The organism is Enterococcus sp. AAFC-DPL-6103, from assembly GCF_058216595.1.
Genome location: NZ_CM177102.1, coordinates 2,321,377 through 2,334,542 on the forward strand (window position 1 = coordinate 2,321,377; position 13,166 = coordinate 2,334,542).

A 13,166-nucleotide genomic window follows, 5' to 3' on the forward strand; every position below is an offset into this window, starting at 1 on the left:
TTGTTTCCAGAACAACTCCTCAATATATGGTAAAAAGAATTAGCGGGTAAAATCAACGATGGTTGATTTTACCCGCTAATTTTAGTGTTTTGTCATTTCAAACGAATCTTTTCCATCCCAATCATTGGATCGATTAATTGATTTTCAATTGCTTCACTTGTTAAGATGTAATTTTTAGGTTCTTCGTTTGCTCCCACTTCTTTTTCTGTTTCCATCGTTTGTGTTTCAAATAAAGGAACTTCTTGAACAACAAATTCATTTTTGACTTCTTTTTTATTGGAAACAACTGCCTCTTCTTTTTTGGCTGTCTTCACTACTTTTTCTGATCCTTCACTTGTATAGGAACCATCTTCAAAAGGATCATTTCCCACTAATGAATCTTCATATGCAGTCAACTTCGTCCGCGTAACAAGCGTCATACTATCGTTTTCTTCAATCCTTCGTTTCAGGGTCGTCATACGACTAGCCGTTTCATTTTTGACGCAAGTCAAATAAGCTTGCTCTTCTCCCAACAAAATCAACAGATCTTTACTTCGGGTAACTGCTGTATACAATAAATTACGTTGTAACATCCGTTGATACTGATGCACCATCGGCAAGATAACCATCTTAAATTCGCTACCTTGCGATTTATGGATCGAACAACAATATGACAAGGTAATTTTATTCCACTCGTTTCGCTTATACGTTACCTCGTTTGCATCGAATTGAATAACTAATTCATCCACTTTATCGTCAGAATCTTTCGCTAAAATGATTCCTGTGATGACACCCATATCTCCATTAAAAACATTCAGTTCTGGTGTGTTGACTAGCTGTAATACTTTGTCCCCAATTCGATAAACTGTTTCATTCCAGCGAACTTCTTTTTTATTAGGTCCACCCGGATTAAAGATTTCTTGCATCATCTTATTCAACGCATCAATTCCAGCTGCACCTCGATACATTGGCGCTAATAACTGAATATCTTGCGCAGTAAATCCTTTATTTTTAGCCTTTTCTACGATTTGCGAAATCAAAGGTTCGATTTGGTACGCATCACTTCTAAAAAAAGAGCGATCTTTTTGATTCTGAGTAAAATCACTTGGCAAGCGACCTTCCTTGATTTCATGTGCTAATGGAATAATACTGGATCCGTCCCCTTGTCGATAAATCTCATTGAGTTCCATTTTTGGAATCTGTTCGATGTCTAGTAGGTCATGTAATACTTGACCAGGACCAACGGATGGTAGCTGATCTTTGTCCCCAACTAAAATAACCTGCATATTTGTTGGAATTGCTTTAAATAAAGTATTCGCTAACCACGTATCCACCATCGACATTTCATCGACAATCAATAAACCACCTTCTAGCTCTTTCGTGCTGACAGAAGGTGTTTTTTCACGGCCATTCAATCCAAGTAAGCGATGAATCGTGCTAGCTGGCAAGCCTGTTGTCTCATTCATTCGCTTAGCTGCTCGTCCCGTTGGCGCTGCTAGTAAAACCGGAAAGAGTTCTTGCGTATATTTATTGGGATCTAGTTCAATTCCATTTAATTCAGCGAATAAATGAACGATCCCGTTGATGACCGTTGTTTTTCCTGTCCCTGGTCCCCCTGTCAAAATAAATAAAGGCGAACGTATCGCTTCAGCAATCGCTTTTTCTTGTGAATCGCCATATTGGATTCCAAAGATTTTTTCGATACGTCGAATGTTTTTAGCGATCTCTTTTTCTGGATAATGAATTTCCTTTTTACGACTTAACAATCGTTGAATCGAGTTGCCAATCCCCCACTCTGAAAAATACAAGCTATTTTCATATAAGTTTGTTTCTTCCTGTTGGATTTTTCCCTCTTCGACCAATTGAATAATAACTGTGGCAACTTGATCCGGCTCAATCTCAACCGGACGACTGGTTTCTAAAATCCGGATTGTTTGCGCCAAAAGAGTGTCAGCAGGAACATATGTATCACCTGTTTGGACACTGTGCTGGAAAATTTGATGCAAGATAGCCGCACGAATTCTCCTTGGCGAATCCGAAGCAATCCCAATTTGTTCCGCCAGATTGTCTGCTCGTTTAAATCCAATTCCTTCAATATCTTCGACTAACTGATACGGGTTTTCTTGAATAATATCTAACGCTTCATTTTTGTACGCTTGATAGATACTGAAAGCCAATTGACTACCGAAACCATATCGATTTAACCCCATGATGACTTGATCCATTCCATGATTCAAGCGAATCGTTTCAGCAATCATGTCACGCTTTGGTTTCGTTAAACCAGAGATTTGTCGTAAAAGCGAAGGATCTTCGATGATTTTTTCAATCGCATCTTCTCCCAGCGTCTCAACGATTTTTTCAGCTGTTTTTTTACCAATCCCCGGAAATTTTTCGCTTGAAAGATACGAAACGATTCCATTAGCTGTTGTTGGTTTTTCTTGCTCATAACGTTCAACCTTCAACTGGCGGCCATATTTAGGATGATCCACTAGTTCGCCGTAGAAACGATACGTTTCATTTTCTTGGATTTCACCGAAACTCCCCGTAACAACGATTTCTTTTTCTCGATAGTCTGCACTCGTTTCATTCACATGGACTAAGAGAACTTTATAAAAATTACTTGGGTTTTGAAAAAAAATCGCGGCAACTGTCCCAACGAAATATGGCATTTCTTCTGGCTGCATCGAAGCCGCCTCCTTCTTCTATAGTAACGGTTCTGGTTTATTATCCAATCCTAAAAAATCTACTTCATTCCAAACTTTTAGTCGATAAGGTAATAAGTTATTTGGCTCTTCGGTTTCTAGTATAGTCAAACTACTATTAAATAAGCCACCCATTTCACGTAATTGGCTCAACTCTTTTCCCGTCATCCACTGAATTGCGGCCGTCAACGACGCTCCGTGTCCCACGAATAAAATGGGGCCATCATGTTGTGCCACTGCATCTGCTACAATAGTTTCGATTCGCGTAATCGCGGCTGCAATCGATTCACCATGAAACGGTGTTGGATCATATTTATCTAAATGATTACGTAAATTAGGTAGATTTTTGGGGAATTTTTCATACATCTCTTCGATTTTTTGACCTTCCAGCAGGCCTAGCCCCAACTCGCGAAGCTTATCCGTAAAAATAATTTCAACTGGGTGTGTCAACATGCGGTTGATTCCTTCAGCTGTATCACGTGCTCTCTTCGCCGTACTTGCATAGATAACTTCAAAAGGAACGTTCTTCACTTTTTCCCCTAGTGCTTTGATTTCTTCATAACTTTGTGGGAGTAAAGGTGAATCTCCATTACTTCCTTGGAAGCGACGTTCTTGATTCCATTCTGTTTTGCCATGTCGGGTAAAATATAAATCCATTCTTCCTCACACCTCACTCATTTGTCTAGCATTCTTTTTACACTTCTTTATCAAAGATTAATCAAGTTTATCATGTTCATAGTGGTGTGTTAACTCTAACGCAGGAAACCCCTGTTGGCGCAACGCTTCATAAACGATCATAGCTGCCGTGTTTGACAAATTCAGTGAACGCACATGTTCATCGTTCATTGGAATACGTAAGCATTTCTCTTCATTACTACGCATGAATTCTTCAGGTAATCCGGTAGTTTCTTTACCAAATAAAAAGAAATGATCTTCGCCATCTGCAAAATTTTCATCACTATAGATTTTATTGGCAAATTTTGAAATCAAATGTAGTTTTCGATTTCCCAAAAAGTCTAAAAAGGCTTCGAGATTTGGATAATACTTGATATTTACATCGTTCCAGTAGTCCAACCCAGCACGTTTTAAGTGTTTATCATCGGTGGAAAAGCCTAAAGGTTCGATCAAATGTAAGGGTGTATTCGTTGCGGCACATGTTCGTGCAATATTTCCAGTATTTGCTGGAATCAAAGGTTCAAATAAAACGATATGATTCATCTGTTGCTCATCCTCTCATGGTAATGTTTCATTTTTATTAATAAATACAATTGAATTTTGGCATAAAAAAAAACGTATCAACTCGGTGTTAGTCACTGCGAGTCGTTACGTTAGTGAAGCTCTTCTCACTATCTTTTATCAGAACAGGAACCTGATAAAAACCAATGAAAAAACAACTTGTTGCTACTATATCACCATTAAATTATTTTTGCAACCACTTGTTAATAAAAACTCAATGTAAACGGTTTTTCTTAGTTCCTTTTAATAATTCAACATCGATTGTAATTTTTTCTAGCGGATGCTTATACAAATTCTCTTTTATTTCAGACGCAACTTGCCATTCCAAAGGTGACATCGCCAAGAGATCTCGTTGATTTTTTTCTGGGATTTCAAATTCATATGTGACACGCTGACGTTCAATCAAGTCTAGTGATTCAGCAAACTTTGTGACAACTCGCTCATTTGAATAATTTTGTTTTTCTGGTTGATCTGGATAAAAAGCTTGTCGTAATTCTTTCAAATAGTTTTCTTGAGGTACAATTTTTAAAACCTCGCCATCGTCTGTTAACACCCGTTGAAATTCTTGATAGTGTGAAGGTGAAAAAATATTTAAAATCGATGAAAACTGTTGTGATGCAAAGGGTAAGTTTGTTAAATCTGCTACACACCAAAAGGCTTGAACTTCTTGTTCCGTTGCAGCATATACACCTTCTTTAGAAATATCAAAACCAACTGCTGTTTTTATTTTTTGCAACTCATTGATTTCATTTAAGAAGCTACCTTCCCCACAACCAACATCTAAAACAGTCGCCTCTGTTGGTAGATGTTTGGCAATCAATTCGATTACCGGTTGGTACATTCCTGAACGTATCATTCGTCGCCTAGGCGCAAACATTTCTTGATCATAGTCCGTTTTGACTGCATGCGATAAAAAATAAAGTGTTCCCTTTTTAGATAAATCAAAACGATGACTGTTTTCACAAACTAAACCTTGTTCTGTTGCAACAATCGCTCCATGGCAAACTGGACAACAAAACAACTGCTGATGTTTCAATAAAAACTGGCGTCCACGGTCAATTTTTTTTAGCATATACTTCCCTCATTTCATTTTTATCTTACCTGTTGCCGAAAACTTTAGCAACCGGAAAAAATGTGTTACAATGCCCAAGAAGAAACGCAAAGGAGTGCAGTTTATGATTAGAGAATTTTGTGCCGAAAATTACACCTCGATCCCTTTAGCGATTTCCCGCGGCGCGAACCGGATCGAGTTATGCGACAACCTTGCTGTGGGGGGAACCACACCAAGCACTGGCGTAATTGAAGAAGCTTTAAGCTACGCTGGCGAAAAAGAAATCCCCGTGATGACGATCATTCGTCCACGTGGAGGCGACTTTGTTTACAACGATATTGAATTAAAAATCATGCATACTGATTTGATTGAAGCAAAAAAACTAGGAACAGATGGTGTTGTTATTGGCTGTCTCACTCCTTCTGGTTGGTTAGATGAAGAAGCCTTAGAGTTGTTGATTGAAACAGCAGAAGGATTACAGATCACTTTCCATATGGCATTTGATAGCATCCCTAAAGAACGTCAATTTGAAGCAATCGATTGGCTAGTTGAACATGGCGTTGAACGAATTTTAACCCATGGCGGTATAGCCGGTACACCAATTGAGAATAACTTTACGCATTTGAAAGAATTAATAGCGTATGCAGATAATCGTTTGATTATTTTACCCGGCGGTGGTGTATCTGATAAAAACGCAGAACAAGTTGCAAAAGAATTGGGTGTTGCTGAGGTACATGGGACAAAAATTGTTTCACTGGATTAATCCCAAAAAAAGAGTGTGGCCTGATGAGGTCACACTCTTTTTTATAGTATAAATGATTGCTCGCTAATTTATTGGAGCTGAACGCTTTGAGCCACAACCTTACATAAAATACCCCATAAATAAAGAAGCAATATTAAAATAAATCAATACACTTGTCAGATCACTTAAAGTGGTAATAAATGGCCCACTCGCAACTGCCGGATCAAACCCCAAACGATCCATCAACATTGGAATCAAACTTCCTGCTAGATTAGCAACTGTAATTGCAAACAACATTGCCATTCCAATAACAAATCCTAGAATAAAATTATTCTTCCAAAAACCAACGATCAAGAAAATAGTCAGACCTGTCACTGCTCCAGTAACTAAACCTGTGAAAACTTCTGCTAGAATCAATCGTGTAAAACTATTTTCCTTTTCATCGGAGATGGCTAGTCGTCGCACAGCAACCGCCAATGACTGCGTCCCCGCATTCCCAGCTGTCCCTGTAATTAGTGAAATAAACACCGCCAAAATACTTGCTTCACTCACGAGGTCTTCATAATGACTAATCAATGACGCTGTTGACATACCTAAAAATAATAGCGTAATCAACCACGGTAGTCGCCTGGATGCAGCCTTGATCGGATTTTCATTGACTTCTTCTACATTGACCCCGGCCAAACCAGAGTAATCACTTGCTGCTTCATCATCAATAACATCAATAATGTCATCAACCGTTACGATCCCTAACAAGTGATCATCGTAATCAGTAACTGGCAATGCTAGAAAGTCATAGTCTCGGAATGTTTGCGCCACATCTTCTTGGTCATCACCCACATGCACTGAGATGATTCGCTCACTCATCAAGTCAGCGATCATCGTATCGTCATCATTGACAATCAAATCACGCAAAGAAATAACACCAACTAGTTTTCCTTCTTGATTGACCACATAAATGTAATAAATCGTTTCAGCTACATCCGCCTCATTTTTCAACACATACATCGCTGAACGAACAGTTTGATTGGCAACGATCGAAACAAACTCCGTTGTCATGATGGCACCGGCTGTCTCATCTTCATAGTGTAACAATTCTTTGATTTCACTAGCATCTTCAGTGGACATCAAGCTTAAATATTTAGCTGTTTGTCTTTTATCTAATGTGTTTAACAAATCGACTGCGTTATCGGTATACATTTCTGCTAACATATCCGCAGCATAGCTTGGTCGCATTTCCGCCAAATATTCCTTCATATGTTCATTATCTTCTTCAATCACATCGAACATATCAGCTAATTCTTTCGGCGAAAGATACGTATAGATCAATTGACGATCATCTTCAGGGAGTGACTGGTAGAACTGCCCCTGCTCATAAATGTGCATCTCCAAGAAATCATTTCTAAATTCTTGAATATTATTTTTCTTCAAATCCTGAGCCAACTGGGCAAATCTTTCCTCTAATTCTTGATTTTCGTCCAAACCAATCTCACCTCACCTTAATCTTTAAAACATTTGATCACTGCAGCCATATCTTCTGCTAATGGCTGCTTAAATTCCAATAATTCTTGAGTAAACGGATGATAAAATCGTAAATCATAACAATGGAGCGCCTGCCTTTGGATGCCCAAATCCATACGTCCTTCATACATATCATCACCTAACAAAGGACAACCTATTGCAGCAAAATGGACTCTAATTTGATGCGTACGTCCTGTATGAAGCTGGATATCAACCAATGCTGCATCTAAAAAAGCTTGGTCCAGCCAATACTCTGTTTCCGCTGCTCGACCTTCTGGAGAAATCGTTCGTTTCAGTAACGAAGTATAATCCCTCGCAATCGGCAATTCAATACTTCCATGTTTTTGCAGTTCATCGATTTTCCCGCTAACTAACGCTTGATATTTTTTCGTAAATTTCTTTTCTCGAAGTTGTGTATCCAACTTTGCGTGAGCAAAACCGTGTTTGGCAAATAGCATCAGTCCAGATGTATCTCGATCCAATCTGGTTACTACATGTATCACTTGATTTTCATACCCTTGTTTTTTGTAATACGCTTTGACTCGATTCGCCATCGTACCATTGGGATGGTATTGTGCCGGAATCGAAGAAACACCTGCTGGTTTATTGACGACTAAAACATGTTCATCTTCAAAAACAATATCGATTGGCGTCTCATCTAAAAGAACTGTTTCATGCTCTCCCTCAGCAGGAATCACAATGGTTACCTTATCATTGTCCGTCAGAGAAAACAAGACATTTTCGACTTGGTCGTTGACTTTGATCTCGCCACCTTGAAATTTTATTTTTGCTAATAAACCTTTAGAAATTCCCTGTTCTTTCAAGAAATATTTTACTTGTTGCGGATGTTCCTTTTGGTATATCCATGTAAACTGCATACTATCCCTCACCAATAAAGGCATCCTTCACACGATGCCAAAAATGCATATGTCGATAAGAAGCAAAATGGATGCGTTCTTTCGCAATTCGGTAATAAATTGAATGAATGTGTCCTTTTGCCACGTCTAATTGATCGACTGTCACCAAATAATCTTCTGTATTTTCTAATTTGATTTCAACCCACTCATCTTGCCCAATAACGATGGGCGAACCTAACGTCCGAAAGACACGATTATTTAAAGAGGCTATTTCTGCTAATTGAAAAGCATTGATACTTGGATGAATCACTGCCCCTCCAATACTTTTATTGTACGCAGTGGAACCGGTCGGCGTTGAAATAGCCAAGCCATCACCTCGAAAACTTTCAAACAATTCATCTTTGATATACACGTCCGCAACCATTGTCCGGTTCGCTCGTTTGATTGTCGATTCATTCAATGCAAAAAAATGTTTGTCCGGTTGATTATTGGTGTAACTGATCCGCACATCTAGTAAAGGGTAACTAACACTTTGTTCACGCGTTGTCAGCAAGCTATCCACTAACTCTTCTAGTTCGTAATCGCGCCAGTCTGTATAAAAACCAAGATGTCCAGTATGCACACCTAAAAAGCGAACTTCATTTAACCGATGATTAAACCGATGAAAAGCCGAAAGTAACGTTCCGTCCCCTCCAACTGAAATTACCAGTTCCGGATTTTTTTCATTGATTTTGATACCAGCTTTCGTTAAAAGAGCAACCAACCGTTCGGTAACTTCTAATGTTTTTGCTTCATTATTATGAACAATGGCTACTTTCATTCGTTGCCTCCTTGCTTCTCATCTTCTTTATCTAGCAACGTTCGATAATAAACATCATCTGATTTTCCTCGACCATGAGAAAATAGGCGCTGTGCTTCTTGGATTTCTTCACGAATATTAGACATTTCTTCATCTAATTGATACGCGGCTTCTGCGGCGCGTTGTAATCGCTCGCTCATTTCTTCTGGAAAAACACCTTGATATTTATAATTTAGCGAATGTTCGATTGTCGCCCAAAAATTCATCGCTAATGTTCGAATTTGGATTTCAGCCAAGATTTTTTTTTCACCGTTAATCAGTTGAACAGGATACTCGATTACTAAATGATAGGAACGATACCCGCTCGCTTTTTTGTTCGTAATGTAGTCTCTTTCTTGAATTACCTTCATGTCTTTACGGTTACGAATCACCTCTACAACTTGGTGAATATCTTCGACAAACTGGCACATAATACGTAATCCCGCAATATCAGACATTTCTTCTTCTAGCCGTCCCATTGGAATATGTCGTAACTGAGATTTTGTTACAATGCTATCGACTGGTTTCACACGACCAGTTACAAATTCAATCGGCACATGTTGATTTTGTTCACGAAATTGTTTACGAATCCCGCGTAACTTAACTTTCAATTCTGATACAGTTTGTTCATATGGTGCTAAAAATGTTTCCCAATCTCGTTCCATAACTCATACCTCTACTTTGCACTGACATTCATTGCCTATTTTACCATATAACCAATAGTTTCCGTAATCGTTCACCCTTTCATTGACCAGAAAAGAAAATTTAGGCAAAATAAAGAAAAAAGGAGCGAATAACATGGCAGAAAATTTAGAAATCGAATTTAAAACAATGCTTTCTCAAACAGAATATCAACAATTGATTGCTCATTATCAATTGACAGCGAACGATTTTAAAACTCAAATAAATAGCTATTTTGATACACCTGATTTTCAATTAAAAGCAAAAAATTGTGGACTACGCATTAGAAGATATGAAGAACTGGCAGAATACACACTAAAAACTCCGGTTGCATCGGGTCTATTAGAAACAACTGATACACTAACTCGAGCGTGTGCTGATGACATTCTCCAATCAAATGTGCTACCAGTCACAGGTCACGTCTTTGAAAAATTAATTGAGCTTGGAATTCACTCCTCTCAACTAATCAAAACTGGAGAGCTAACGACTGAACGTGCAGAATTTCACATAAAGGAAGGTCTCTTAGCCATTGACCAAAGTTGGGCAGAGAATTTACATGACTATGAATTAGAGCTCGAAGTGCAAGATACAAACACAACCAGTGCTGATTTTTTGCAGTTTCTAGATTCGTTCCATCTTCCTTATCGTCCAGCAAAAAATAAAATCTATCGAATGATCGAAGCAAAAAATTAGATTTCTTTCATTTTCACAAGGCGCATGAGTTCATTTTTTGTGCTTTTTCTGTTAAGTTATAGTCTGTGGATGAAAGAATTCACTAATTATATAGAATCTATTTTTGGGGGAGATTCGTATGATCGAAATTTATCTTTTCGTGAACCCTTTGGGGAAATACTGTTTTAATATGGAACGGCAGCTGTTACAGTTCATCGAAGAAGAATATGGGACGACAAATCTAAAAAACAAAAAAGTTCAATTTCGTTTTTTACCTTTAGTTAACTTGCAGACAATTGGGGATGTCATGCAAATACGAGGTATTGATCGTCAAAATTTAGAAGAACGTAACAATTTATTTTCAACAATCTACTCTGCATCACTTGATTGTAAAGCTGCACAGTTTCAAGGAAAGAAAAAAGGACGTCAGTTTTTGATTAAATTGCAAGAAGCTGTAGGCTGTAATGATATTCCTTATTCACAAGCTTTATCTGAGGAACTTTTTGCGTCTATTGGTGGAGATCTAGCAATGTTCAAAGAAGACCGTCAATCTGAATTTGTAAAGGAAGCTTTTTTCTCTGACCAGAAAATCGCTCGAGAGATGGGAATTACTAAGCATCCTTCCGCTGTTGTTTATAATTACGCATATGATTGTGATTTCGGCGTTTTAGTCGAAGGCACAAATACTGTTCACCGTATTCAAGAACTTTGTAAAGTAACTGATGAATCCTACCAAATTTTTACTGGTCAGCAATTACATACAACTGGTTCAAAGTTTACAACTGGCGCAAGCCACTTATCCTTACTTTCAAATTAATTTTATTCAAAATAAATATGATCTATTTGACCTCCAAGACTGCTTGAATACTCTGTCTTGGAGGCTTTTCTTTCATTAAAAAAAGAGCCTCGACAAAAGTCGAGACTCTTTTTTTTAGGTGGACAACAAGAAGACAACTCGTCTCCTGTATCCCCACATGAAAGATTCGTTTTCTCAGCAGAAACCTTCTTTTCTTTCTTGCTTTTTATAACTCACCGATCAACGCTTCTAATTCGTCCAAACGTTTTTCAAACATGGCCATTGCATCTTCAATATAAGCTGCTTGCGTCATATCAACACCCGCTTTTTTCATTACTTCCACTGGATAATCACTGTTACCTGCTTTTAAATAAGCTAGGTAATTATCCAATGCATTTGGTTCTTTCGTCCAAATCTTCTTCGCTAATGCAGAGGCTGCAGAAAATCCTGTTGCATATTGGAAAACATAATAATTGTAGTAGAAATGCGGAATACGTGACCATTCATATTTGATTTCTGGATCTTCTTCCACTGCTGGTCCGTAATATTTTGTATTTAATTTGCCATAGCTTTCACTTAAATATTCACTCGTTAACGGCACACCTTTTGCATCTTCAACATACATAAAATGTTCAAATTCAGCAAATTGTGTTTGACGGAAAATTGTTCCCTTAAAACCGTCTAAATAATGATTTAATACGTATGCACGCACACGAGGATCTGTTTCTGTTTCCAATAAATACTCAGTCAAAATATTCTCATTCGTCGTCGAAGCAATCTCCGCCAAGAAAATTGAATAATCCCCATAAACATACGGTTGGTTTGAACGAGTAAAGAAACTATGCACGCTATGACCCATTTCGTGAACTAAGGTAAATAATTGATCTAATGTATCATGCCAATTCAACAAAATATATGGCTTTGTATCATAGCTTCCTGAAGAATACGCCCCACTACGTTTCCCTTTGTTTTCAACAACATCGATCCAACGATCAGCAAATGCTTCTTCAACAACTGCCATGTACTCTTCACCCATTGGCTGTAAAGCTTCCAAGGCTTTTGCTCTTGCATCTTCATAAGAGAACTTGATTGGCGCTTCACCCAATACCGGCGTATACAAATCATACATGTGTAGTTCTTCCACATTTAATAAACGTTTACGTAACTCCATATAACGATGTAACAATGGCAAGTGCTTATTCACTACTTCAACCAATGTATCATACACACTTTCGGGAACGTGATTATTGCTTAAAGAAGCTTCACGAGCAGAACCATAATGACGTGCTTTCGCTTTAAAATTGTATCCCTTGATATGCGCACTTAAAGTCGAAGCAAAAGTATTTTTAAATTGTTCATACACTTCATATAATCCCTTAAATGCCGCTTCGCGTACAGAACGGTCTGTACTTTCTAACAATTGACCATAGACCCCATGAGAAAGTTGGATTTTTTCACCATTTTCCCCTGTGATTGTTGGAAAAACTAAATCAGCATTGTTCAACACTGAAAACGTACTACTTGATGCGCCAAAAATCTCGCCAGCCCCAGCTAAAAGTGCTTCCTGATCAGCGGATAAGACATGTGCGCGATTATCAACCATTTGTTGAACGAAATGGCGATAAATTTCTAATTTTGGTTCTTCTTCAAAGTAACTCCAAATCGTTTCATCGGACAATTGTAGAACTTCTGGTTCTAACCATGAAACAGATTCCCCTACTTTTGCCATTAAGCTGCCAGCACGAGAATGCAAAGCTTGATATGTCGTATTTGCAGTGTCTTGGTCATTCTTCAAATGAGCGTAAACATACAATACTTCAATTTTACGATAAACATCTAAAACAAACTCAAGCGCATTCAAAAATGCGGTGGCGCCGTTAGCCAATGTTCCTTTATATGTTTCTGCTTGCGTCAGTTCTTCAGATAGTTCTTGATATTTTTCGTCAAATTCTTGATCATTTGCAAAAATTTTCGTCAAATCCCAAGTTAATTTTTCGGATAATTCTTCACGATTCGGTAATTGGGTTGTTTCACTCATGAAATCGACTCCTTTTTCTTAATCTTTCTTCATCTTATCACAAATTTTCTCAG

Annotated in this window: 12 protein-coding genes; 3 read left to right on the forward strand and 9 right to left on the reverse strand. The window is 38.0% G+C overall.

The features are described from left to right. Positions 1–92: 92 nt before the first annotated feature. The 4 genes from recD2 to AC4BC3_RS11055 form a co-directional block, all read right to left on the reverse strand. On the reverse strand, positions 93–2,663 hold the full coding sequence (recD2, locus tag AC4BC3_RS11040) for an SF1B family DNA helicase RecD2 (RefSeq protein ID WP_490466509.1): 2,571 nt from the start codon (positions 2,661–2,663) through the stop codon (positions 93–95). An 18-nt stretch (positions 2,664–2,681) separates the two neighbouring features. After that, a complete protein-coding gene (locus AC4BC3_RS11045) occupies positions 2,682–3,338 on the reverse strand; it encodes a histidine phosphatase family protein (protein ID WP_490466510.1) in 657 nt (218 codons plus the stop codon). A 57-nt stretch (positions 3,339–3,395) separates the two neighbouring features. Next, entirely contained in the window at positions 3,396–3,899 is a 504-nt protein-coding gene (locus AC4BC3_RS11050; RefSeq protein ID WP_206910259.1) for a tRNA (cytidine(34)-2'-O)-methyltransferase, read from the reverse strand. Between the two features lie 232 nt (positions 3,900–4,131). Further along, the gene (locus AC4BC3_RS11055) at positions 4,132–4,989 is read right to left on the reverse strand and encodes a methyltransferase domain-containing protein (RefSeq protein WP_490466511.1); all 858 of its coding nucleotides are present in this window, start codon (positions 4,987–4,989) and stop codon (positions 4,132–4,134) included. A 103-nt stretch (positions 4,990–5,092) separates the two neighbouring features. Between AC4BC3_RS11055 and AC4BC3_RS11060 the strand changes: the two genes are divergently transcribed. Then, positions 5,093–5,731, forward strand: coding sequence for a copper homeostasis protein CutC (locus AC4BC3_RS11060; protein ID WP_490466512.1), 639 nt, complete (start codon positions 5,093–5,095; stop codon positions 5,729–5,731). Positions 5,732–5,830: 99 nt separating this feature from the next. Here the strand turns inward: AC4BC3_RS11060 and mgtE are convergent, their stop codons facing one another. From mgtE to yjbM, 4 genes are read right to left on the reverse strand one after another with little or no spacing between them, the layout of a single operon-like run. Continuing rightward, on the reverse strand, positions 5,831–7,192 hold the full coding sequence (gene mgtE / locus AC4BC3_RS11065) for a magnesium transporter (protein WP_206910266.1): 1,362 nt from the start codon (positions 7,190–7,192) through the stop codon (positions 5,831–5,833). 17 nt (positions 7,193–7,209) lie between these two features. Beyond that, on the reverse strand, positions 7,210–8,109 hold the full coding sequence (locus AC4BC3_RS11070; RefSeq protein ID WP_206910268.1) for an RluA family pseudouridine synthase: 900 nt from the start codon (positions 8,107–8,109) through the stop codon (positions 7,210–7,212). A gap of 1 nt (position 8,110) precedes the next feature. Beyond that, positions 8,111–8,908: an NAD kinase gene (locus tag AC4BC3_RS11075; RefSeq protein ID WP_206910270.1), complete on the reverse strand. Its 798-nt coding sequence runs from the start codon at positions 8,906–8,908 to the stop codon at positions 8,111–8,113. Continuing rightward, positions 8,905–9,591 carry a GTP diphosphokinase gene (gene yjbM, locus AC4BC3_RS11080; RefSeq protein ID WP_206897666.1) on the reverse strand — a complete coding sequence of 229 codons (687 nt, stop codon included), beginning with the start codon at positions 9,589–9,591 and terminating at the stop codon, positions 8,905–8,907. Before yjbM ends, AC4BC3_RS11075 begins: the two co-directional genes overlap by 4 nt. A gap of 133 nt (positions 9,592–9,724) precedes the next feature. On the opposite strand from yjbM, the gene AC4BC3_RS11085 reads away from it, so the two are divergent. Continuing rightward, entirely contained in the window at positions 9,725–10,300 is a 576-nt protein-coding gene (locus tag AC4BC3_RS11085) for a CYTH domain-containing protein (protein WP_206910272.1), read from the forward strand. Between the two features lie 118 nt (positions 10,301–10,418). After that, complete coding sequence (locus AC4BC3_RS11090; RefSeq protein WP_490466513.1) at positions 10,419–11,096, forward strand: ClpXP adapter SpxH family protein; 678 nt, start codon at positions 10,419–10,421, stop codon at positions 11,094–11,096. A gap of 205 nt (positions 11,097–11,301) precedes the next feature. On the opposite strand, the gene pepF is transcribed toward AC4BC3_RS11090, so the two are convergent. After that, positions 11,302–13,113: an oligoendopeptidase F gene (gene pepF / locus AC4BC3_RS11095; RefSeq protein WP_206910276.1), complete on the reverse strand. Its 1,812-nt coding sequence runs from the start codon at positions 13,111–13,113 to the stop codon at positions 11,302–11,304. Between the last annotated feature and the right edge of the window lie 53 nt (positions 13,114–13,166).